This is a genomic window from Rhizobium sp. SYY.PMSO, assembly GCF_046840415.1.
GTDB lineage: Bacteria > Pseudomonadota > Alphaproteobacteria > Rhizobiales > Rhizobiaceae > Rhizobium.
In genome coordinates, this window is record NZ_CP177349.1 from 630,848 (window position 1) to 651,546 (window position 20,699).

Annotated in this window: 21 protein-coding genes; 13 read left to right on the top strand and 8 right to left on the bottom strand. The window is 62.0% G+C overall.

Features of this window, described 5'->3' with window-relative positions:
• Positions 1 to 16 precede the first annotated feature (16 nt).
• On the bottom strand, positions 17 to 2,110 hold the full coding sequence (locus ACJJVH_RS03090; RefSeq protein WP_412064724.1) for a S9 family peptidase: 2,094 nt from the start codon (positions 2,108 to 2,110) through the stop codon (positions 17 to 19).
• A gap of 285 nt (positions 2,111 to 2,395) precedes the next feature.
• Here ACJJVH_RS03090 and ACJJVH_RS03095 point away from each other — a divergent pair, with 285 nt between their 5' ends.
• Positions 2,396 to 2,785 (top strand): DUF930 domain-containing protein, encoded by a 390-nt coding sequence (locus ACJJVH_RS03095; protein ID WP_112796893.1) that lies wholly within the window; start codon positions 2,396 to 2,398, stop codon positions 2,783 to 2,785.
• A gap of 179 nt (positions 2,786 to 2,964) precedes the next feature.
• Here ACJJVH_RS03095 and ACJJVH_RS03100 read toward each other — a convergent pair whose 3' ends face one another.
• Together ACJJVH_RS03100 and ACJJVH_RS03105 are read right to left on the bottom strand one after the other, a co-directional pair.
• Positions 2,965 to 3,297, bottom strand: a complete 333-nt coding sequence (locus ACJJVH_RS03100) for a chaperone modulator CbpM (RefSeq protein ID WP_112796895.1) — start codon at positions 3,295 to 3,297, stop codon at positions 2,965 to 2,967.
• Between the two features lie 3 nt (positions 3,298 to 3,300).
• A complete protein-coding gene (locus tag ACJJVH_RS03105) occupies positions 3,301 to 4,212 on the bottom strand; it encodes a DnaJ C-terminal domain-containing protein (protein ID WP_412064725.1) in 912 nt (303 codons plus the stop codon).
• A 263-nt stretch (positions 4,213 to 4,475) separates the two neighbouring features.
• On the opposite strand from ACJJVH_RS03105, the gene ACJJVH_RS03110 reads away from it, so the two are divergent.
• Complete coding sequence (locus ACJJVH_RS03110; protein ID WP_113370321.1) at positions 4,476 to 5,267, top strand: polysaccharide deacetylase family protein; 792 nt, start codon at positions 4,476 to 4,478, stop codon at positions 5,265 to 5,267.
• Positions 5,268 to 5,381: 114 nt separating this feature from the next.
• Here the strand turns inward: ACJJVH_RS03110 and ACJJVH_RS03115 are convergent, their stop codons facing one another.
• Both ACJJVH_RS03115 and ACJJVH_RS03120 read right to left on the bottom strand, forming a co-directional pair.
• Entirely contained in the window at positions 5,382 to 6,551 is a 1,170-nt protein-coding gene (locus tag ACJJVH_RS03115; protein ID WP_113502714.1) for an AI-2E family transporter, read from the bottom strand.
• 102 nt (positions 6,552 to 6,653) lie between these two features.
• Positions 6,654 to 7,520, bottom strand: a complete 867-nt coding sequence (locus tag ACJJVH_RS03120; protein WP_112796901.1) for a VOC family protein — start codon at positions 7,518 to 7,520, stop codon at positions 6,654 to 6,656.
• Positions 7,521 to 7,848: 328 nt separating this feature from the next.
• Between ACJJVH_RS03120 and trhA the strand changes: the two genes are divergently transcribed.
• Positions 7,849 to 8,517 carry a PAQR family membrane homeostasis protein TrhA gene (trhA, locus tag ACJJVH_RS03125; RefSeq protein ID WP_112796903.1) on the top strand — a complete coding sequence of 223 codons (669 nt, stop codon included), beginning with the start codon at positions 7,849 to 7,851 and terminating at the stop codon, positions 8,515 to 8,517.
• Here the strand turns inward: trhA and ACJJVH_RS03130 are convergent.
• Positions 8,492 to 9,007: a hypothetical protein gene (locus tag ACJJVH_RS03130; protein ID WP_113358192.1), complete on the bottom strand. Its 516-nt coding sequence runs from the start codon at positions 9,005 to 9,007 to the stop codon at positions 8,492 to 8,494. The two genes, trhA and ACJJVH_RS03130, sit on opposite strands and share 26 nt — an antisense overlap.
• A 348-nt stretch (positions 9,008 to 9,355) precedes the next feature.
• On the opposite strand from ACJJVH_RS03130, the gene ACJJVH_RS03135 reads away from it, so the two are divergent.
• From ACJJVH_RS03135 to ACJJVH_RS03170, 8 genes are all read left to right on the top strand, one after another.
• Positions 9,356 to 11,749, top strand: coding sequence for a putative monovalent cation/H+ antiporter subunit A (locus tag ACJJVH_RS03135; protein WP_412064726.1), 2,394 nt, complete (start codon positions 9,356 to 9,358; stop codon positions 11,747 to 11,749).
• Positions 11,746 to 12,165, top strand: coding sequence for a Na+/H+ antiporter subunit B (locus ACJJVH_RS03140; protein ID WP_112796909.1), 420 nt, complete (start codon positions 11,746 to 11,748; stop codon positions 12,163 to 12,165). The genes ACJJVH_RS03135 and ACJJVH_RS03140 overlap by 4 nt, the downstream gene beginning before the upstream one ends.
• Positions 12,165 to 12,542: a Na+/H+ antiporter subunit C gene (locus ACJJVH_RS03145; protein WP_113358189.1), complete on the top strand. Its 378-nt coding sequence runs from the start codon at positions 12,165 to 12,167 to the stop codon at positions 12,540 to 12,542. Before ACJJVH_RS03140 ends, ACJJVH_RS03145 begins: the two co-directional genes overlap by 1 nt.
• A gap of 4 nt (positions 12,543 to 12,546) precedes the next feature.
• Positions 12,547 to 14,109 (top strand): Na+/H+ antiporter subunit D, encoded by a 1,563-nt coding sequence (locus ACJJVH_RS03150; protein WP_412064727.1) that lies wholly within the window; start codon positions 12,547 to 12,549, stop codon positions 14,107 to 14,109.
• Entirely contained in the window at positions 14,106 to 14,579 is a 474-nt protein-coding gene (locus tag ACJJVH_RS03155; RefSeq protein ID WP_112796914.1) for a Na+/H+ antiporter subunit E, read from the top strand. The genes ACJJVH_RS03150 and ACJJVH_RS03155 overlap by 4 nt, the downstream gene beginning before the upstream one ends.
• Complete coding sequence (locus tag ACJJVH_RS03160; protein WP_112796915.1) at positions 14,576 to 14,953, top strand: cation:proton antiporter; 378 nt, start codon at positions 14,576 to 14,578, stop codon at positions 14,951 to 14,953. The genes ACJJVH_RS03155 and ACJJVH_RS03160 overlap by 4 nt, the downstream gene beginning before the upstream one ends.
• A complete protein-coding gene (mnhG, locus tag ACJJVH_RS03165; protein ID WP_112796916.1) occupies positions 14,953 to 15,318 on the top strand; it encodes a monovalent cation/H(+) antiporter subunit G in 366 nt (121 codons plus the stop codon). The genes ACJJVH_RS03160 and mnhG overlap by 1 nt, the downstream gene beginning before the upstream one ends.
• Before the next feature lie 529 nt (positions 15,319 to 15,847).
• Positions 15,848 to 16,279, top strand: a complete 432-nt coding sequence (locus ACJJVH_RS03170) for a MucR family transcriptional regulator (RefSeq protein ID WP_047627360.1) — start codon at positions 15,848 to 15,850, stop codon at positions 16,277 to 16,279.
• A gap of 172 nt (positions 16,280 to 16,451) precedes the next feature.
• Here the strand turns inward: ACJJVH_RS03170 and ACJJVH_RS03175 are convergent, their stop codons facing one another.
• Positions 16,452 to 16,874, bottom strand: a complete 423-nt coding sequence (locus ACJJVH_RS03175; RefSeq protein WP_113370314.1) for a SufE family protein — start codon at positions 16,872 to 16,874, stop codon at positions 16,452 to 16,454.
• Positions 16,875 to 17,003: 129 nt separating this feature from the next.
• Entirely contained in the window at positions 17,004 to 17,486 is a 483-nt protein-coding gene (locus ACJJVH_RS03180; protein ID WP_113370441.1) for a DUF5330 domain-containing protein, read from the bottom strand.
• A 452-nt stretch (positions 17,487 to 17,938) separates the two neighbouring features.
• Between ACJJVH_RS03180 and ACJJVH_RS03185 the strand changes: the two genes are divergently transcribed.
• On the top strand, positions 17,939 to 19,492 hold the full coding sequence (locus tag ACJJVH_RS03185; RefSeq protein ID WP_412064728.1) for a sensor histidine kinase: 1,554 nt from the start codon (positions 17,939 to 17,941) through the stop codon (positions 19,490 to 19,492).
• Positions 19,464 to 20,504, top strand: coding sequence for a peptidoglycan-binding protein (locus ACJJVH_RS03190; protein ID WP_412064729.1), 1,041 nt, complete (start codon positions 19,464 to 19,466; stop codon positions 20,502 to 20,504). The genes ACJJVH_RS03185 and ACJJVH_RS03190 overlap by 29 nt, the downstream gene beginning before the upstream one ends.
• Positions 20,505 to 20,699: the final 195 nt, after the last annotated feature.

A 20,699-nucleotide genomic window follows, 5' to 3' on the forward strand; every position in this document is an offset into this window, starting at 1 on the left:
CCCGCCGTTGTTCGGCTTACATCTTCCCGGCGACCTTGACGGCGAAGGCATATTCGAACGCCACTTCCTCCAGGCGCTGGAAACGGCCGGACGCGCCGCCGTGGCCGGCATCCATGTTCGTCTTCAGCAGGATGGGGGCGCTGCCCGTCGTCCTATCGCGCAGCTTGGCGACCCATTTCGCCGGCTCCCAGTAGGTGACGCGCGGGTCGGTGAGACCGCCGAGCGCCAGGATAGGCGGATAGGGCTTTTCGCCGACATTGTCATAGGGGCTGTAGGCGGCGATCTGTTCGTATTCCTCTTTGCTGTCGATCGGGTTGCCCCATTCCGGCCATTCCGGCGGCGTCAGCGGCAGTGTGTCGTCGAGCATGGTGTTGAGCACGTCGACGAAGGGTACGGCGGCGATGATGCCGGCGAATTTCTCCGGCGCCATGTTGGCGACGGCGCCCATCAACATGCCGCCGGCCGATCCGCCCTCGGCGATGATCTTCGCGTAAGAGGTGAACTTCTCCTGATTCAGATAGTCGGCCGCTGCGATGAAGTCCTTGAAGGTATTGGTCTTCTTGGCCATCTTGCCATCTTCGTACCAGGCAAAGCCCTTGTCCTTGCCGCCGCGGATATGGGCGATGGCATAGATGAAGCCGCGATCCGCCAGCGACAGGCAATTGGTGTTGAAGCCGGCCGGAATGGTCACGCCATAGGCGCCGTAGCCGTAGAGCAGGCAGGGTGCGGAACCGTCGAGCGGCGTGTCCTTGCGGTAAAGCAGCGTCACCGGCACCCGCTCGCCGTCCCAGGCCGGCGCAAAGACGCGGCGCGTCACATAGTCGGCCGGGTCGTGTCCCGAAGGCACTTCCTGCGTTTTCAGAAGGGTGCGCTCGCGCGTCACCATGTTGTAGTCGTAGAGCTGGCTCGGCGTCGTCATCGAGGAATAGGAGAAGCGGATGACATCCGTGTCGTATTCAGCAGCGCCCTGGAGGCCGAGCGAATAGGCTTCTTCTTCGAAAGCGATCGCATGTTCCTCGCCGCTACGGCGGTCGCGGATGATGATGCGCGGCAGGCCGTCCTTGCGCTCCAGCCAGATGAGATGGCGGGCATAGGCGAGGTGGCTGAGGATCAGCGTGCCGGGCTTGTGCGCCACGACCTCGCGCCAGTTTTCCTTGCCCGGCTTCTCCGCCGGCGTCTCCATGATCTTGAAATCCTTGGCGTCGCCGTCGTTGGTGAGAATGTAGAAGACGTCTCCGCCCTCGGTAATCTCGTATTCGATGCCGGTTTCGCGCTCGGCGACGATCTTCGGTTCTGCCGTCAGGTCGGAGGTGGGGATGATGCGATATTCGCTGGTTTCATGGTCGTGGATATCGATGAAGATATAGTCGTCCAGCAACGAGCCGCCGACGCCCATGAAGAAGCCCGGATCCTCTTCCTCGTAGACGAGCCGGTCCTCGGACTGCGGCGTGCCGATGATATGGTGGAAGATCTTCGAGGGGCGATGATTCTCGTCCTGCAGCGTGTAGAAGAAGCTTTTGCCGTCGGGCGCCCAGACCGAATCGCCGCCGGTATTCTCGATTACGTCGGAGAGATCCTCGCCGGTCTCGAAGTTGCGGATCTTCAGCGTGAAATATTCCGAGCCCTTGTCGTCATAGCCCCAGATGCCGTGGCTGTGGTCGGAGGAATGGTCGAGGCCGGAAAGGCGGAAATAGGATTTTCCTTCATTCTCCTTGTCGCCGTTCAGCAGCAGCTTGCGGTCGCCGCCGTCGCGCGGTTCACGGAAGAAGCGCGGTTGCTCGCCGCCGGTGACGAAGAATGTGCCGTAGGCATAAGGGCCATCCTTCATCGGCACCGAACTGTCGTCCTCCTTGATCCGGCCTTTCATCTCGCCGAAAAGGATCTTCTGCAGGTCCTTCGTGTCCGCCATCGCGGCGTTCATGTAGCTGTTCTCGGCTTCCAGATGCGTCCGGATTTCCGGCGCGAGAATCGAAGGGTCCTTGAACATCGCCTGCCAGTTGTCGGCACGCAGCCACGCATAATCGTCGGTGCGGGCAATGCCGTGACGTGTGTCCGTGAACGGCTTTTTCGGGGCAGCCGGCGGGGTGGGGAGATTCTTGAAAACTGACACTGGAGCGCTTTCTGTGGCGTGAAAGTCTAATGTGAATTGAAGAGAGAAATAGAGGGCGCCGACGTGAGGTTCAAGCGCCAAGTCTGTCCGTCAAGCTTCATGCAAGCCGCCAACCTTAGTCTCGAACGAACGGGCAGCTTGGAGGAGCCGGATGGCGCGCTGCCTTGATGAGACCACATTCTTTACCGAAGTCGGCATACAGTGCGTCGACATAAAGGCGGTCAAACGCCTTCCCTGATGGAACGGACGCGCTCAAATCCAAAACAATGCAAGGGACCGGTCTTTATGCTGAAACTCGTTGCCATCCTTATTCCATTGGCTTCCATTGCCAGCTCCGCCTTCGCCGTCGATCCGGCCATGAAGAAGCAATTGGAAAAGCTCGATCCCTCTGAGCGGATGGAACAGGCATGCGATGCCGAAGCCATGAAACGGATCGGAACGGACAAGACGGGCTTCAAACCGGACAAGGTCATCGCCTATACGTTCGGCGATCCGGATATGAAACCGGATGCGATGGACGCCCCCGGCGCGGTGTTCCGCAGCAAGGGCGACTGGTATCACCTCTCGTATAAATGTGTTACCGGCCCGCAGCATATCCACGTTCGGGATATGAGCTATCAGATCGGCGAAAAGGTGCCGCGCGGCGCCTGGCAGGAACATTACCTCTACGACTGAGCAATTCCAGGAAAACTGCGTAGCGGTTTTCCGTCCGGAATTGCGTCAAAACAAAAGGATAGAGCGTTTTCGCGATTCAAATGAAAGCGGAAACGCTCCGGGCGCTCGCATCGCTTCGCGAGGAGCTATGGCGACCACGGTTCATTTCGAGGTTGCCATAGCTGGAAGCGGATTGGACGCTACCGCCGCTTCAGCGCTTCCACGCGCGTCAGCTCGGACAGGATATGCTCCTGCACATCGAACGGCTGCCGGCGCACGGCATCCGTCAGGTCGCGCAACGTCGCCCTGAGGCTGTGAAGTTGATCCACCAGATCCATGACGACATCGACGCCGGGCTCGTTGACGCCCATCGCCCTGCTCAGATCGAGGATGAGCCGGCCGCGCGCGATATCGGCTTCGCGGAAATTCCGGCCCCGATCCGTGACTTCGGGCACCACCCAGCCCTGGGAGACCCAGACTTCCAGCACCGTGGTCTCGATTTGGAGATGCAGTCGAAACTCGCTCTCATCCATCGCTTATCCTCCCATCGTCTTTCTGGGATCTTGCGCCTTGCCGGCCTCCCAATCGGAAACGAAGCGCGTCAGCTCGGGGTCCGGCGTATCCGGCAGAACGATCTTCAGGGAGACATAGGCGTCGCCGTTTTCCTTGCCGCGCACAGGCGCGCCCTTGCCTTTCAGGCGCAGCACCTTGCCCGTGTTGGAGTTCGGCGGCAGCGTGACGGTGACGGCGCCGGAGGGCGTGGGCACCCGGATCTTGCCGCCGAGCACCGCCTCCGGCAGGGAAATCGGCAGCTCCATGCGGATATCGTCGCCGTCGCGGGTATAGAAGCGGTGGGGGCGGACATGCACGGCGATCAGCGCATCGCCGGCAGCGCCGCCGCCGAAGCCGGGATCTCCCTTGCCCTTCAGGCGCAGCGTCTGTCCGTCGCGCGTGCCCGGCGGAATCTGAACGTCGAGCGCCGGTCCCTCGGGCAGGCTGATCTGCTTCTTTGCACCGTTGATGGCGTCCAGAAAGTCGACCTCCATCGTGTAATGACGGTCTTGACCCTGCATCTGGGATTGGCCTCGGCTGCGCCGCGAGAAGAAGCTGGAAAATATATCGTCGGCATCGCCGAAATCGGCAAAGCCGCCCGTATTCTGGTAGGGACCGCGCTGGCCTTCCTGGGCCGCGTAGTCGCGGTAATAGTTGCGCGGCGCCTGCTCGGCACCGCTGCTGTCGATCTCGCCGCGGTCGAACCGCCCGCGCTTCTCCTCGTCGCCGAGGATGCCGTATGCGGACGAAACTTCCTTGAATTTGTCCTCGGCCTGCTTGTCGCCGGGATTGAGATCTGGGTGCAGCTTCTTGGCAAGCTTGCGATAGGCGCTTTGTATATCCTTTTGCGGGGCGTCCCGCTTCACACCTAAAACTTCATAAGGATCGCGACTCATGCATGTCTCTCTTCGGGAGCACGGAAAATACGCAGATAGTGCTACGGCAGTCTCATATCAATCGTAGCATAGACGCGGTCAGGTTGAAGCCCGGACTTCGGGGCTTCGATGCCTGGCGCGCTTGTGATGTGAAATAGACACGATCGCCGCCGGTTTGCCATATTTCCGGCGTGTTGCCGGAGGATGGCGAGCAAGCGGGCCGGACGAAACTCGTGCGTCCAGCCCACGAGTTTCTTTTTCCTCGATCTACCCGGTAGCTGCCGATGAAACGCCTTTTGCTGACATCCACGATCCTGCTTGCCGCGCAGGCAGCCCTTGCCGCGCAGCCGGAGCAACCGCCCGCCGGCTGGCCGCAACTGCCGCCGAAGGCGCCGGCTTCGAAGATCAAGCTCCTGGAGCCGCATCTCCACGTCGACCGGGCGGGGAAGGGCGCTCCCCGCATCGCGCTCACCTTCGACGCCTGCATGGGCAAGACCGATCCGCGCATTCTGAGCACGCTTGTCGATCAGCGCATCCCGGCGACGATCTTCGTCACCGCCCGCTGGCTGCGCACCAACCCCGAGGCGCTTTCGGTCTTCCTGGCGCATCCCGATCTTTTCGAGCTGGAGAATCACGGGCAGAACCATATCCCGGCCGTCGACGTTCCGACCAGGATCTACGGCATACCCGCCGCCGGCTCGCCGCAGGCGGTCGCCCAGGAGGTCAAGGGCGGCGCCGATGCGATGATCGCAGCGGGCATTCCGCAGCCGCACTGGTTCCGCGGCGCGACCGCAAAGTACAGCCTCTCGGCCATCGCCCAGATCCGCGGCATGGGCTACCGCATCGCCGGCTACTCGGTAAACGGCGACAGCGGCTCGCTTCTGCCGGCCAAGATGGTGGAGAAGCAATATGCCTCCGCCAAGGACGGCGATGTCATCATTTCCCACATCAACCAGCCGACGCATTCGGCCGGCGAGGGAGTTGCGGCAAGCATTCTCGCGCTGAAGGCAAGGGGCGTGCAGTTCGTTCGCCTCGAGGATATTCCCGAAAACGGGGACGGCGGCACGACGAACTGATCGGCCGGGCGCCAGAGCCGGTTCCACGTTTCACGAAATCGCCGAGCCGCTCCATCTCCTTGTTTTTACGCGATTCCGGAAGGAAAACCGCGGTGCGCTTTTCCAGGAATTGCGCTAGCCCGGCAATTGCGGCTGCGTCTTTTCCTCGATGAAAAGCTCGTCGACGACGGTCATGACGATCAGCGACAGCGGCAGCGCGAGCATGGCGCCGACGGCACCCCACATCCATGTCCAGAAGATGATGGCAAGAAAGACGACAAAGGGGTTGAGCTCCCATTGGCGGCCCATGATTGCGGGAAAAGCCAGGTTTTCCACGGCCATGTGCACGGCAAAGAACGCCGCAGCCGGAGCGAGGCCGAAGATGATGTCCGAATGGGTAACGATGCCGGCAATCGCCAGAGCGATCGTCATCGTCGTGACGCCGAGGAACGGAACGAAGCTGGCGACGAAAGCGAAGACGCCCCACAGCAGCGGCACGCTCATGCCGCCGACATAGGCGATAACGGTCATGGCGACGCCGACGCCGGCATAGATCAGCGAGGCGGTCGCGAAGTAGAAGCCGAGCACCCGCTCCACCGCATTGATGATGCGGATCGCGTTCAGCCGCGATGTCCGGCGCGAGAAGGTCATGATGATCGTCTTGCGCAGGCTGATCCGGCCGGCGAGGAAAAGCAGCAGCGCCGCGAAGAAGATCAGGATCTGCACGATGGCCGGCGTCAGGCTGTTGGACACCACATGCAGCACGTTGCCGCTGTTTTCCAGCAGTGTGCTGACGGACATCGGGCCGCTCTGAAGGGTTTCCGGCGAAATGTGCAGCCATTTGAACCGGTCGAGATAGGGCATCAGCCGGTCGGAGGTGCGCTGGAAGAAGTCGGGCGCTTCCTGCGCGAGCTTGGCGACCGGCCCTGCAAGCGCGTTGATGATCAGAAAAATCACCAGCGCCACCGCCGACGACAGCAGAACGGCGTTCAGGACGCGGGGCACGCCGAGCTTGCTCAGCTTCTCCGCCGCAAGGCCGAGAATCATGCCGACGACGATGGCGAGCGTCACCGGAATGAGGATGATGGACATCATGTAGACGCCGGCCAGCGCCAGTATGAGGAAGATGCCTATGGTTGCCCAGGCGGAGGCCGTGGCAAGCCTGGCCCGGCCGGCCCCATCGAGGAGATCGGAGCTCTCGGCATCGTCGGCGAGCGCGTGCGGCATGTTTCTACCGATGCCTGCGCCGGCTGCCTGCGCCGTTGCTGCATCCGGCCGGTTGGCGGCGATCTTGTCGAATTCCATGCCCAGAAAGTCCCCGAAGGCAGAATTGCCTCGCTACTCAAACGCGAAAGACCCGTTGCGGTTCCACAACGGGTCTTTAATTAACGCTCGCCGCCCGAAGAATCACGCGACGAGATTGAGCCCGATACCCCACGGATCACGCAGCGACACGCCGCCGTCGCGCTTCTCAGTCTTGATTTCGTGCTGCTCCAGGGCCGCGACGGCCTTGTCGAGAGTGGCTTTGTCGTTGAAGCGCAGCGTATAGTCGGAAAGGCCGGTCATGTGCTCGGAGCGCACGCCCGCGCCGCGGCTGTTCCAGGTATTGGCGCCGAGATGATGATGATAGCCGCCGGTGGCAAGGAAGGTGGCGCCGGGGTAGCGCGCAGCCATGACCTTCATGCCGAGCACGTCGCGATAGAAGGCGTTGGCTTCCGCAACGTCGCCGACCTGCAGGTGGATATGGCCGATGGCCGAGCCCTCGGCCATGCCGTCCCAGCGATCCTGCGGGGCACTTTCGTAAAGCTTTTGGAGGTCGAGCCGAAGGGTGGCCATCTCGACCGTGCCGTCATCGTGAAATGTCCATTCCTCGTGCGGCCGGTCGGCGTAGATCTCGATGCCGTTGCCCTCCGGGTCGGACAGATAGATGGCTTCGCTGACGATATGGTCCGAAGCGCCGTCCAGAACGACATTGTTATGCGCGGCATGGCGAAGCCAGCGCGCAAGCTCCGTGCGGCTCGGCATGAGGAAGGCGGTGTGGAACAGGCCGGCGGCCGTTCTCGGCGCGCGCGCCGCGGCACGATCCGTCGTCAGCGTCAGGAGAGGCTGGCCGCCAACGCCCAGAACTTCGCCGCTCGCCGTCTTCTCGATCACCTTCAGGCCTAGCATGTCCTGATAGAAGTGCGACACCTGCGGCAGGTCGGTGACGACGAGATGCGATTGGCCGACATAGGCGGGGCGCGTGAGCGCATAGGAGGGGGCGGCTTCGGTCATGGGGTTACTTCCAACCTCGATGTTCTTGAAAAGGCAACCGGCGGAGACGGCAGGGGAGCCGTCATTGGCGGGCAGGAGAGTTTCGCCGGTTGATATGCCTCTTGATATCCTCCGTCCGCCGTACTTGCGCAATGATATGGCGGATTTCGATTGTTCACAGAAGATCATAAATTGCGCACTGAGCGTTCGCTTGCCGTTGACGATACGGGAACTCGCGCGAAGCGCGGCATTCACGAAGTTTTATCGATGTGCGCGTTTGGCGCAGTTGCTTCCGCATCGCCCAGATGCAAAAATCGCGTCGGCGCCGACCGGTACGGAACGAGTTGAAATGGCCGAATACAGAGGCATCCGCTGGGCCTATGACCGCTACGAGATCATCGCTGACAGCATCGTCAACGGTGTCGGCGTGGTTTTCGCGCTGATCGGCGGCACCGTCCTGATCTTCTATGCCACCGTCTGGAGGTCCTGCGGCGAGATTGCCGCTGCGTGGATCTACAGCATCGGTCTGGTTCTGACGCTTGCCATGTCCTTCACTTACAATCTGTGGCCCGTCTCCCGGACGAAATGGTTTCTCCGGCGCTTCGATCACTCCTTCATCTACGTCCTGATCGCCGCCACCTACACGCCCTTCCTCGAACGGGGGGCGGAAGATCCGCTGCTGTTTGCCGTCCTGATCGCCGTCTGGGTTTTCGCCGCCTTCGGCATCGTCCTGAAATGTCTTTTTCCCGGGCGCTACGACCGGCTGGCGATCCTGCTTTATCTCGCCATGGGCTGGAGCGGCATCCTCGTTGTCAAGCCGATATCGGGCTATATCCCGTTCGCCTCGCTGCTGCTCATCCTCATCGGCGGGGTGATCTATTCGCTCGGGGTGATCTTTCACGTATGGGAGAGACTGCGTTTCCAGAACGCCATCTGGCACGGTTTTGTTATTGCCGCCGCCGCCGTGCACTATTCGGCCGTGCTGACCTGCTTCAGCCTGTCGCCGGGAAACTTTTGACGATCTGGGCTGTCGGAGCGCATTTTTTCGTCGAGCGCAGGCTTCGGACCAGGCGCATGACCATGACGTCATAGCGCTGCATGTCGGTCTTCGAATAGTCCATCTGAAAGAAGGCGGCAGCCCCGTTGCAGAGAGCGACGCCGCGCACATAGACGATGCGCCCTTGCCTTGTGCCCGAAAAGCTGATGCCGCGCGAGTTCGACTTGGCGTAGGAGATCTTCCAGCCTTCATTCCTGGCAAGCGCCACGCGCCCGTTTGCCTCCGTCGTGAAGTCTCCGTTGGCGGCAACGGTGCCGAAGACCTGCAGGCTGGCGGACCGGTCGGCCGGCCACAGCGAGAGCCGGTTTGCGTCGCCCGACGGCGTTGCGAGGTGGAACTCCGACGGCAGCTCGATCGCGTAGCCGAAGCCCGCATTGTCATAGGACCACCAGTCGGCGGCAAATGCCGACGCGGGGCAAAGAAGCAGGAGAGCGATCAGGCGGGCGAGCATTGCGGTTTCCGGGAAGCGGGATCTGCAAACCGATCAAGAATAGCGCAATTTTCGGCGCGAACTCCATAGCGATTCCAGAAACAAGCGCAAATTAGCGCAAATTCGTTACAGCTTCATTGCGAGCCATGCAGAATTAGCCGTTTGGCCGACATTGCCTTCGGTTCGCCAAGCCGCAGGCGGCGGCAACCATTCGCAACATCTTCGCGGCGCCGGATCAAACGCCGATTTCGGTGGTTTAACGCCGGTTTTTGTCGCGCAGGACTTGAGACGGTGCACCCTTTCGCCTATCCCTGCTGCTCAACGTCGGCTTCGGCGGATTTCGCAGGACCTTTCAGCAAGGGGGGATATATGGCCGCAGCCGCGGGCCTGACATTCCTGGCTCTATGCCTGCCTTTTCTTGGCGCGCTGATCGCGCCCTTAGCCGTTCGGCAGCTGGGTCATCGCGCGGCCTGGCCTTTGGCGTTGCTTCCGGCCCTTGCCTTTCTCCATTTCGCCGGATTTCTGCCCATCGTAGCCGGCGGCCAAGCCGGACGGGGCGGGTTTGATTGGGTGCCGAGCCTCGATCTGCGGTTTTCCTGGCTGATCGACGGTCTTTCGCTGACCTTTGCCTTGCTCATCACCGGCATCGGCACGCTGATCGTCCTTTATGCAGGCGGCTATCTGAAGGGCCATCCCGATCTCGGGCGCTTCTTCTCCTTCATCTTCCTGTTCATGGGCTCGATGCTGGGATTGGTCGTTTCGGACAGTTTCCTCACCCTCTTCGTCTTCTGGGAGCTGACCTCTATCACCTCGTTCCTGCTGATCGGCTTCGACCATCAGCGCGAAGCGTCGCGCCGCGCGGCGCTGCAGGCGCTGGTCGTGACCGGCGGAGGAGGGCTGCTGCTGCTGGCGGGCTTGCTGTTGATCTGGCAGATCACCGGCGCCGGTTCGATGTCCGATCTCCTGAAAGCCGGCGACGCCCTGCGCGCGAACCCGCTCTATCCTGTCGCCCTGACGCTGGTCCTCGGCGGCGCCTTCACCAAGTCGGCGCAGTTTCCGTTTCACTTCTGGTTGCCGAACGCCATGGAAGCGCCGACGCCGGTCTCGGCCTACCTCCATTCGGCGACGATGGTGAAGGCCGGCGTCTATCTGCTGATGCGGCTCAACCCCGTCATGGGGGGCACCATGGCCTGGGAGACGATCCTGCCGGTTTTCGGCGCGGCGACGCTGCTCGTCGGAACCCTGCTTGCGATCCGCCAGACCGATTTGAAGCTGAAGCTCGCCTATACGACGGTTTCCTCGCTCGGCCTGCTCGTGTTGCTGACCGGCTTCGGCACCGACTATGCCGTCGAAGCGGCCGTCCTCTATCTGGTGGCGCATTCGCTGTTCAAGGGCGCGCTGTTCATGGTTGCCGGCATCGTCGACCATGAGACGGGAACGCGCGACATCACCCGGCTCGGCGGCCTGCGCTCCGCCATGCCGCTGACCTTTGCCGCAGCACTGGCCGCCGCCGTCTCGATGGGCGGTCTGCCGCCCGCTTTCGGCTTCCTCGCCAAGGAGGAGATTTATGCCGCGCTGGCGCAGGCATCGCCGGGTGCGGTCATCCTGACGGTCATCGCGGTGGCGGGCAATGCGCTGATGTTCGCCATCGCCTTTGCCGTGGCGCTGAAGCCCTTCGTCGGGCCGCTGACGGAGACGCCGCGCCATCCGCATGAAGCGCCGCCGTTGCTCTGGCTCGGGCCGGTGGTGCTGGCCCTGCTGGGCATCCTGTCGGCTTTGTTTTCAGGCGAATGGCACGGCTACGTGTCTTCGCCGATGGCAAGCGCCGTTGGTGGCGGCCGGCTGGAAATATCGGTTTCGCTGCTGCCGCACGTCGGCGTGCCGCTCGCCCTCTCCGTCGTGACCGTGCTGATCGGCATCCTCGTCTACTGGCAGCTCGATCGCGCACGCCTCCTGATGGCCGTCGTCCTGCGTGCCCTCGGGCCCGGGCCGGATCGCGGTTTTGACGGTTTCATCTCCGGACTGGTGCGGTTGTCGCATGGCGCGTCGCGCATTCTGCAGCCGGGTCGGCTGGAAACCTACGTCACCGTCACCTTCATCAGCCTGGCGGCGATGCTGTTGATACCTCTCGCAATTCACGGCGAGCTGCCCGATATGCCCGCATGGCCGAGCCTGCAATGGCATGAGGCGACGATCTTCCTGATCGCCATCATCGGCGTTGCCGCCGTCGTATTTGCGCGAGACCGGCTGACGGCGATCGTTTCGCTCGGCATTCAGGGCTTTGCAGTCGCGCTTATCTTCCTTTTGTTCGGCGCGCCGGATCTGTCCTTCACGCAGTTCATGGTCGAGACCCTTTCCGTCGTCATCCTGGCGCTGGTAATGACGCGCCTGCGGCTTTCGCCTTCCGATCGCCGGCCGCCGTTGACGAGGGTCGCGCATGCGGTACTCGCCATGGCCTGCGGCATCGGCTTTTCGCTCCTGTTGCTGAAGACGACCGAGGCGCCTTTCGATCTGACGCTGACCGCCTTTTTCAATCAGTATTCGAAACTGATCGCGCACGGCGACAACGTGGTGAATGTCATCATCGTCGATTTCCGCGGCACGGATACGCTGGGCGAGATCGCCGTCGTCGCCATGACCGGCCTTGCCATTCTGGCGCTGATCCGTATCCGCGCCGGGGGCGAGCGCAAGCTTGCGGCCAACGACCCCGATCTTGAGGAGCCGCCCGGTCCTGGCGAAGGGATGGAGGCCGAGCGCTCATGAATACGCTGATCTTTCGCACCGCCGCGCCGTTTCTGACCGCCCTGATGCTGCTCTTCTCCGTCTTCGTGCTGCTGCGCGGCCACAACGAGCCCGGCGGCGGCTTTATCGGCGGCTTGATCGCCGCCTCGGCGCTGGCGATCTACGGCATTGCCTGTGGCGTCACCGCGGTCCGGCGCGCAATCGTCTTTCATCCGCTGACGATTGCCGGCTTCGGCCTGCTGGCGGCGACCGTCGCCGGCTTTCTGTCCGTCTTTGCCGGTGTGCCGTTCATGACGGGTCTGTGGATCTACCCGCACCTCTTCGGCATGGAGGTGGCGCTTTCCACCGTCATGCTCTTCGATACCGGCGTCTATCTGGTCGTCGTCGGGGCCATTACCTCGATTGCGCTTGCGCTCGAAGAGCGGGAGGTGGATTGATGGAGGCCGTCTTTGCCGGTGTCGTCGGCCTCTTCTTTTCCGCCGCGATCTACCTGATGCTGTCGCGATACTCGATCCGCATCATGCTCGGCATCGCCATTCTGGGCAATGCCGTCAATCTCTTGCTGTTCACGGCCGGCAGGGTCACGCCCGAAGTGCCGCCCATCATCCGGAAGGGAGCGAGCACGCTCGATAACGCAGCCGCCAATCCGTTGCCGCAGGCGCTGATCCTGACGGCGATCGTCATCTCCTTTTCGTTTCTCGCCTTTTTGCTCGTCCTGACCTACCGCGCCTATCAGGATCTCAAGACCGACGACACAAGCGAGATGCTGGTTGCCGAACCGGACGAGCGGCCCTTGCCGCCTCTGGGGTACTGACGTCATGGCTGGCCCGACGGATACCGCAGTCGATCTTTCAGCCGCGCTCGTCGCCGCACCAGTGCCGATGGGACACTGGCTGGTCATCCTGCCGGTCGCCCTGTGCATCGGTCTCGGCGCGATCCTCCTGATGCTGCGCAACCGCACGGAATGGCATGCACGGATCGCCATTCCCGGCCTGATGCTGCTCGTGCTTATCGATGCCGCATTGCTCATCAAGGTCGTGAGCGATGGCCCGATGACCATGGTCATGGGGCGATGGCTTCCGCCTTTCGGCATCGCCTTCAGCGTCGATATTTTCAGCGCGCTCATGGCGTTGACGGCGGCGGTGGTGGCGCTCGCGGCAGGTCTTCACTCGCTCGGCGAAATCACCGTGAGCGGCAGGCGATATGGCTTCTTTCCCTTTCTGATGCTGCTGCTCGCCGGTGTCAGCGGCGCATTCCTGACGGGCGACATCTTCAATCTCTATGTCTGGTTCGAGGTGCTGCTGATCTCGTCCTTCGGGCTGCTGATCCTCGGCTCAGAACCGGAGCAGATCGACGGGGCGCTGAAATATGCGGTGCTCAATCTCATCGCCACCACGCTCTTTCTCGTGTCCGTCGGATATCTCTATGCCGTCTTCGGCACGCTCAACATGGCCGATATCGCCGTGAAGGCGAGGGCAGGGGAAAGCGGCGCGCCGCTGATGACGCTGGCCGGTCTGTTCCTGCTCGCCTTCGGCATGAAGGCGGCCGCCTTTCCGGTCAATTTCTGGCTTCCGGCCTCCTATCATACGCCGCGCATCACCGCTTCGGCGCTGTTCGCCGGCCTGCTCACCAAGGTCGGCGTTTACGCGCTCATCCGGGTTCTGGTCATGCTGCTGCCGGTCGAGCGGGCGGGGCTTGGCCCGCTCGTCGCGATCATCGCCATCGCAACCATGCTGGCCGGCGTGCTGGGCGCGCTCGGTGCAAACGATATTCGCCGCATGCTCGGCTATATCGTCATCTCAGGCATCGGCACGATGCTCGCAGGCGTCGCCCTCGGCAACGCCGATGGCTTGAGCGGGGCGATTTTCTATGCGTTGCATTCGATGGTGCTGATGACGGCGCTGTATCTGCTTGCAGGGCAGGCGGCTCGGCTCGGCGGCAGTTTTTCGCTCACAGCCCTTGGCGGTCTCTATCGGCGGAGCGGCTGGTTCGCGGGCCTCTCGCTGGTGCTGTTCTTCGCCGTTAGCGGCTTGCCGCCATTTTCCGGTTTCTGGCCCAAGGTCGTGCTGGTCAAGGCGGCGCTCGCGACCGGCGCCTGGTGGCTCGCCGCAGCGATCCTGTTGGTCGGTTTCCTGACGACGATCGTCTTCGGGCGCGTGTTCCTGCTGGCCTATTGGCGCCCTGCGGCCGGTGACGGCACGGGGGGCGAGCCGATCGGCTGGCAGGCTGCCGCGCCGCTTCTCGCTCTTGCCCTGCTTGTCGTCGGCTTCGGCCTGTTTCCGGAATGGCTCCTGCACCTGACGCAGGCTGCCGCTGCCGGGCTCGAGCAGCCGTCGGCTTATCTGCACTCCGTCTTTCCCGCGGCGGGGGGTGCCCAATGATCCTGTTCGTTTTCAATTTGCTGCTCGCCATTGTCTGGGTCGCCATCACCGGCAGCACTTCCTTTCTCAATCTGCTGTTCGGCTTTATTCTTGCAGCGATTGCGCTGGCGATCGTTCGCTCCTCCTACGGCGGTGTGCTCTATCTCGGACGCGCCCGGCGAATTCTTGCGCTTCTGCTGCTGTTCGTGTGCGAGCTCGCCAAATCGGCCTGGGCGGTTGCCGTGGCCGTCATGAGCCCGAGAATGGATGTCAAACCCGGCATTTTCGCCTTTCCGCTGACGGTCGACCGCGATTTCGAAATTACGCTGCTGGCCAACCTCATCACCCTGACGCCGGGCACGCTGTCCGTCGACGTCTCCGACGACCGCAGGACGCTGTACGTCCATGCGCTCGATTGCTCCGATCCGGACGCCATCAGGCGCGGCATTGCCGACGGCTTCGAGCGCCGGATCATGGAGGCTTTCCGATGATCGCCGCTTCCGTCGTATCTGCCGCCGCAATGGTGGCGCTCGGTATTCTGAGCATCGCCTTCCTGTTTACGGTCTATCGTGTGGTGGCCGGACCGACCTTGCCGGATCGTGTTCTGGCGCTCGACATGCTGGTGGCGATCGCCATCGGTTTCATTGCCGTCATCGCCATCAAGACCGGTTTCACGCTCTATATCGATATCGCCATTTCGCTGGGCCTTATCGGCTTTCTCGCCACCGTCGCCTTCGCCCGGTTTATTCTGACGCAGGCACCTCCCGATGCCCCGAAACCGGCGGTCTCCGGCCGCGATGACGAGCGTGTGTCCAGGGAGAGAAAAGCACACAAACGCAACAAGCGACAGAGAGGCGGGCGGTGATGGATATGCTTTGGGCCATCGTAGTAACGCTGCTCCTGCTGGCAGGCGCGCTCTTCTCGCTCGTTGCCGCGATCGGCATCGTGCGCCTGCCCGATCTTTACAGCCGCATGCATGCGGCCTCGAAGGCGGGAACGGTCGGTTCCGGCCTCTTGCTACTTGCAGTCGGTATTCACTCGCAGGACTTGCCTATATTGGCACGGGCGCTGGCGGGGTTCGTCTTTTTCGTGCTCACCGCGCCGATTTCGGCGCATCTTCTCGCGCGGGCGGCACACAAGGCGGGACATCGCTTGACACCCCCTTCGGTGCGCGATGAATTGCTGCTGCACGGGCGGGTCGCGAAGCGCGGGTATAGAAAGAGGGGCTAACAAACGCGCAGATTGTTAATGAAGGAAAAGCTGTTCGCGTTATTAGTTATCTATTTTTTAGTAGATGAAATTTTTGCAAAGAAATGTTGGGATTAAAAACTGGACATTTGGGTAAAGAGTGCTAATTCAGATTCAAGTAGAGTTCTGATGTTGAGTTAGTCTCGACCGGGTTTAAGCTCTCGATGCTTTTATCTTTCCTAGATGAAAAGCTGAGCAAAACTTTCTTCCGATAAGCGATTAAAGATCGCTGTCGTGGTCGCTAATCTGACATCGGGCGGTAAGAGACGGTTTTCCCTCGCATGAGGTCTAGGGGTGGACTTCATGCAGTAAGAAATGTGGCGTTATGCACCGTTTTCTTGCTGATGGCTGCTACGAATACGAGCAATACGTTCGCGCGGATTGCCCGGCGCCGGGAGACATCGAAATCAACGGATTTCCGTAGCCAGGCGCAGATCATATAGCAACGTTGTGCCCTGCGCGCTCCGCGGAGGCGCGGCGCAGCAAGCAAGCCGATGAACAGGAGAACACAATGACAGATGCGGCCCTTGGCAACGGGCAGGAGTTACTGGTTGAACTGACTGCCGACATCGTAGCGGCCTATGTCAGCAACCATGTCGTACCGGTCAGCGACCTTCCGAACTTGATTTCCGACGTACATTCCGCCTTGAGCAACACCTCGGCTCCGGCTCCTGCCGTAACCGTGGTCGAAAAGCAGAAGCCGGCCGTATCCGTTCGTAAGTCCGTGCAGGATGACCAGATCACCTGCCTGGAATGTGGCGGCAGTTTCAAGTCACTGAAGCGCCATCTCATGACCCATCACGGTCTCTCGCCGGAAGAATATCGCGAGAAGTGGGATCTGGCCGCCGATTATCCGATGGTGGCGCCGGCCTATGCGGAAGCCCGCTCGCGCCTGGCAAAGGAAATGGGCCTCGGCCAGCGCCGCAAGCGTGGCAGCCGCTGAGAGCTCCGCCATGGAGCGAAAGCAATTCCAGGAAAGCCGCATAGCGGTTTCCGTCCGGAATTGCGTCAGCACAAAAAGATAGGGCGTTTTCGCGATTCGAGGAAAGCGGAAATGCTCTGACGAAAAACCCGGCTTTCGAGCCGGGTTTTATCTTATCGATGCTTCTGCGAAATCAGGCCGCCGCCCGGAGCCGGGCTTCCTCGCGAATGCGTTTGATCATCGAACGCAATCCATTTGCCCGCTGCGAGGAGAGGTGCTCGACCAGGCCGATTTTTCCGAATACGTCGAGCGCGTCGAGCGCGGCGATTTCCGAGGCCGGCTTTCCGGAATAGGTAGCCAGCACGATCGCCACCAGCCCGCGCACGATATGCGCGTCGGAATCGCCTTCAAAGGTCAATATCGGATTCTCCGGGTCGCCGGACGCATGTGTGACGAGCCAGACCTGGCTGGCGCAGCCCTGCACCTTGTTTTCCAGCGTGCGCTTGTCCTCCGGCAGATCGGGGAGCGCCTTGCCGAGTTCGATCACGTAGCGATAGCGATCCTCCCAGTCGTCCAGGAAGGAGAAGTCCTCGATGATCTTGTCAAGCGATGTCATTGCAGCGGTCCAGATTGTCCATGCTGTTGGATATAGGCGAAACGGCAGGTGATTTGAACCCGCGACCATAAAGAACGCCGCCGACCATGAACAGGTCCGCGGCGCTGAGATGGGCCATTGCAAGATGTGTCAGGTGCGCGGGCGTGGCACCGGCAGCGGAATGGAGGATGGCAGCTTGACGGTGCCGGTGACGACGACATCGGCCGTTTCCGTGCCGACCACGCGCTTGGCCGGCATCGGCTGCGCCATGGCGGCAACCTGATCGGCGCTCGGCCGCGCCGTTGCGGCACTGGCCTGGCTGTTTGCGGGAACCTGGGCGTTTGCAGACTGATCCTTGAAGTGGCGGCCGAGCAGATCGTAGGCCACGCGGGCGCCGTCACGGGCCTGGTAGCCGAGCGCCGTCAGCGTCTCTCCGCCCTTGAGGCAGACATCCGGTTTCTCGCTGCACATGGCTCCGACATATTGAACCACGCCGGTCGCAGCCGAAAGCGCGTCGGAAACCTGTACCGTCGGTTCGCCGGCCGGCCGCGGATCGCCCTCGGGCTTTGCAAAGATCGGCAGGAACATGAGAACCAGCGAAAACCAGAACCCTGCTCTAATCAGAAACCACATGTCCTTGCCCATCCTCTCTGTCGCTCGGCTCGGTCGCCGATTCGGACTTGCTCGTCCGATCCGGTTCCAACCCTATCTGGCAGAGGACAACAGCGTTTTTCAAAACTCGGCGGCATTTTCCGCAAATTTGATTCAAATTTTAGCGTTCCGACTTTGAGCGGCATTTGGTTCGAATTGTAGCGATTGATGTTAAGCATGTCTCGCCCGATGCTGTTGATACACAGGGCTTTGCGGATGCGGGCTCCGGCACAAAAGTTAACGTGTGGCAGAAATACGAATAAAATCCGTTGCTTACCCGCTGTTAACCACAAAAAACAAAGGTCCCGCATTCTGCGCCAAAACGGGATTTTGGAGCTTTTTCGGCCATTCCGGGCGTTCCTTCTTTATTCTTTCCTTAAGCCCGGAGAGCCTATTGTGCAGTCCAATAAGTGACCGTTTTGACGGATTGTAGTGTGCGCGTATTGAGTGACATTTCTGTCGGGGCCGCAGCCCTCGTGGACCGGGTGGGCCGAAGCTGGCTCTCCCGGACGAGCGGGAATGGCGAGGTCCGGGGACAGGAGCTGGCGATCCTGCGCCGGCTCGCACTCGTCTCCTCCGTCGCGCTCGTGGTCGTTCCGGCAGGTCTCTCCTTCGTCACCAGCCCGGCCGTGGCTCTGCCTGCCGGTGTTGCCGCCGTCTGCGCCGGCTTCCTGTTTTCGGCTGTTGGCAGTATCGCATTGTCGCGCCAGCGTCCGGCGTCTCTCCCGGCGGAAGCTGTCGTGGTCGAGCATCGCGACCTGATGCTGGAGGCCGCGTTCGGCCTCGTCCTGCTGCTTGACCTCCAGGGCAATGTCACGACCGTCGGCGGCCGCGATCGCGCGGAATTCCTCAGCTGGATGCGCGACCCCACGGGCCGCGGCTTCGTCGAGCAGATCCACGTTTCCGACCGGATCGACTTTCTGCAGGCGATCGATGTGCTTCGCCAGGGAAGGGATGCCCATGGCGCAGATCTGCGCCTGGAACGCTCCGCGGTAGCCGGCGGCGACGAGCAGTTCGTCCATGTCCGCATGGAACTGACGGCGCGCCGCGACGGCGAGGGGCGCCTGACGGCCATCGTCGGTCAGTTACGCGATATCTCGCAGGACCAGAAACTTCGCGATGAGGCGGCGCGCAAGACCGCAGAGGCGGAATCGGCCAATGACGCCAAGTCGCGTTTCCTGGCCGCCGTCAGCCATGAATTGCGCACGCCGCTCAATGCGATCCTCGGCTTTTCCGATATTCTCAGCGGCGAATATTTCGGCAAGCTCGAAAACAACCGCCAGCGCGAATATGTCGGCCTGATCCGCCAATCGGGCGCGCATCTGCTGTCGGTGGTCAACACCATGCTCGATATGAGCAAGATCGAGGCTGGCCGCTACGAGTTGCTGCTCGAATCCTTCTCGATCGAGGATTCCATCGCGACATGCGAAGCGATGCTGGGGCTGCAGGCGAAGGAAAAGGGGCTGACGCTGACGAGCCGCATCCAGCGCGGTCTCGGGGAGATCGTCGCCGACCAGCGCGCCATCCAGCAGATCCTGATCAACCTGGTCGGCAACGCCATCAAGTTCACCGATGCGGGCGGCGCGGTCACGATCGACGCCGCCTTGGCGGACGGCATGCTGAAGCTGTCGATCGGCGACACGGGAATCGGCATTGCAAGCGAGCGGCTGGCCTCGCTCGGACAGCCGTTCGTGCAGATCCAGAACGATTATACCCGCCGCTACGCAGGCACCGGTCTCGGCTTGTCGCTGGTCAAGGGGCTCGTCGGCCTGCACGGCGGAAGCTTTTCCATTGCCAGCGCGCCGGGCGAGGGCACGGTGATCACCATCCTCATTCCGTTCGACGGATTCGGTGTCGCGGCGATGCAGCAGCCTGTGGATGTCAATCGCCCTGTCGATTTTCCGCCGCGCCTGAAACATATTGTGGAGATAGAGGAAAGGCGAAACAAGGAAGGGATGAATGGCCCCGCAAAAGCGAAAATCGCCTAAGGGAAGAGGAAGGGGCAGGCGCAAGCAGCCCGGCCTCGCATCCCGCGGCGCGGTTGCCCTGGGCAGCCTGAGCCTGCGCGGCAGCACGGCGCTCGGCGGCCTCGGCCTTCGCGGCGCAGGCGCGCTCTCCGCCATGATCGGTGGTGCGGTCGGCCGCCATCCCGCCATAGCCGGCGGTGTCGCGCTCTTTCTCGGGGTTTTCGGCTTCGTCACGGCCAACGCGCTCTGGTATCAGTCGGGTACGCATCCGTCTCCCATGTTGCGCACCCGTGATCCCGGCTCGCCCTATCAGATTCCCGGCCGTAGATCGTTTCTGCATGCGCAGCAGGCCGATGCCGGCAACGTCACCACCTTCCGGATCGAGCGGCAGGATGCGGTTTCCGCTGCGACGCTGCCCGCGCCCGCCGGACAGGCTGCGGCAAATCCGGTTGCGGCACAGCCCTCCGCCGCGCCATCGAAACTGGTTGCCGATGTTCAGGCGGAACTCATCCGCCACGGTCTCTATGACGGCGTTGCCGATGGAAAACCGGGATCGCGCACGACGTCGGCCATTCTCTTCTTCCAGCAGGCATCCGGCCTTGCCCAGACAGGCGTGCCGACGCCCGAGCTTCTCGCGGCTCTTAGGGCCAGCAATGCCGTTGCCGCGCCGCCGGCGGGCGGCGGGGCGAACGTCGTGGCGGCAGTTCCGGCCGAGCGCCCTGTCAATGCGTCCGCCACGGCAGCCGCCGTCGATCCGGTCGCCGCCGCTATCCAGAACGCCGAAAAGAACTTGAAGACCGGCGCGGTGGCGGTGAAGGCAACGCCGGGCGATGCGGTCAGCAAGATCAATATGGTCATGCAGATCCAGAAGGGCCTGAGCAACATCGCCTATAGCAATGTCAGCATCGATGGCGTTGCCGGGGAGCAGACGAAGGCGGCCATCCGCCGCTTCCAGAAGCATTATCGCCTGCCGGAAACCGGGGAGCCGAGCATGGCCGTCCTCAAGAAGCTGCAGGATATCGGCGCGCTCTGAAGCACGCCGAGCAAACCCGTATAGCGACTTGCAACGGCGTCAGGATCGCGGAGGAACGGTTGCGTTTTACCGGAGGGGCAGAAATGCTCCTGGCTACGTTCTTCCGCAATTCCGGACGAAAAACAGCACCGCGCTGCGGCTGGAATTGCTTTCGGGCGCAGGAGGCAAACCCAAGGAATCGCGAAGCACGCCTGA

Excerpts from the sequence above, each read along its gene's own strand:
- ACJJVH_RS03095 (WP_112796893.1), top strand. The coding sequence starts at position 2,396 with ATGCTGAAACTCGTTGCCATCCTTATTCCATTGGCTTCCATTGCCAGC.
- ACJJVH_RS03100 (WP_112796895.1), bottom strand. The coding sequence starts at position 3,297 with ATGGATGAGAGCGAGTTTCGACTGCATCTCCAAATCGAGACCACGGTG.
- ACJJVH_RS03105 (WP_412064725.1), bottom strand. The coding sequence starts at position 4,212 with ATGAGTCGCGATCCTTATGAAGTTTTAGGTGTGAAGCGGGACGCCCCG.
- ACJJVH_RS03110 (WP_113370321.1), top strand. The coding sequence starts at position 4,476 with ATGAAACGCCTTTTGCTGACATCCACGATCCTGCTTGCCGCGCAGGCA.
- ACJJVH_RS03115 (WP_113502714.1), bottom strand. The coding sequence starts at position 6,551 with ATGGAATTCGACAAGATCGCCGCCAACCGGCCGGATGCAGCAACGGCG.
- ACJJVH_RS03120 (WP_112796901.1), bottom strand. The coding sequence starts at position 7,520 with ATGACCGAAGCCGCCCCCTCCTATGCGCTCACGCGCCCCGCCTATGTC.
- trhA (WP_112796903.1), top strand. The coding sequence starts at position 7,849 with ATGGCCGAATACAGAGGCATCCGCTGGGCCTATGACCGCTACGAGATC.
- ACJJVH_RS03130 (WP_113358192.1), bottom strand. The coding sequence starts at position 9,007 with ATGCTCGCCCGCCTGATCGCTCTCCTGCTTCTTTGCCCCGCGTCGGCA.
- ACJJVH_RS03135 (WP_412064726.1), top strand. The coding sequence starts at position 9,356 with ATGGCCGCAGCCGCGGGCCTGACATTCCTGGCTCTATGCCTGCCTTTT.
- ACJJVH_RS03140 (WP_112796909.1), top strand. The coding sequence starts at position 11,746 with ATGAATACGCTGATCTTTCGCACCGCCGCGCCGTTTCTGACCGCCCTG.
- ACJJVH_RS03145 (WP_113358189.1), top strand. The coding sequence starts at position 12,165 with ATGGAGGCCGTCTTTGCCGGTGTCGTCGGCCTCTTCTTTTCCGCCGCG.
- ACJJVH_RS03150 (WP_412064727.1), top strand. The coding sequence starts at position 12,547 with ATGGCTGGCCCGACGGATACCGCAGTCGATCTTTCAGCCGCGCTCGTC.
- ACJJVH_RS03155 (WP_112796914.1), top strand. The coding sequence starts at position 14,106 with ATGATCCTGTTCGTTTTCAATTTGCTGCTCGCCATTGTCTGGGTCGCC.
- ACJJVH_RS03160 (WP_112796915.1), top strand. The coding sequence starts at position 14,576 with ATGATCGCCGCTTCCGTCGTATCTGCCGCCGCAATGGTGGCGCTCGGT.
- mnhG (WP_112796916.1), top strand. The coding sequence starts at position 14,953 with ATGGATATGCTTTGGGCCATCGTAGTAACGCTGCTCCTGCTGGCAGGC.
- ACJJVH_RS03170 (WP_047627360.1), top strand. The coding sequence starts at position 15,848 with ATGACAGATGCGGCCCTTGGCAACGGGCAGGAGTTACTGGTTGAACTG.
- ACJJVH_RS03175 (WP_113370314.1), bottom strand. The coding sequence starts at position 16,874 with ATGACATCGCTTGACAAGATCATCGAGGACTTCTCCTTCCTGGACGAC.
- ACJJVH_RS03180 (WP_113370441.1), bottom strand. The coding sequence starts at position 17,486 with ATGTGGTTTCTGATTAGAGCAGGGTTCTGGTTTTCGCTGGTTCTCATG.
- ACJJVH_RS03190 (WP_412064729.1), top strand. The coding sequence starts at position 19,464 with ATGGCCCCGCAAAAGCGAAAATCGCCTAAGGGAAGAGGAAGGGGCAGG.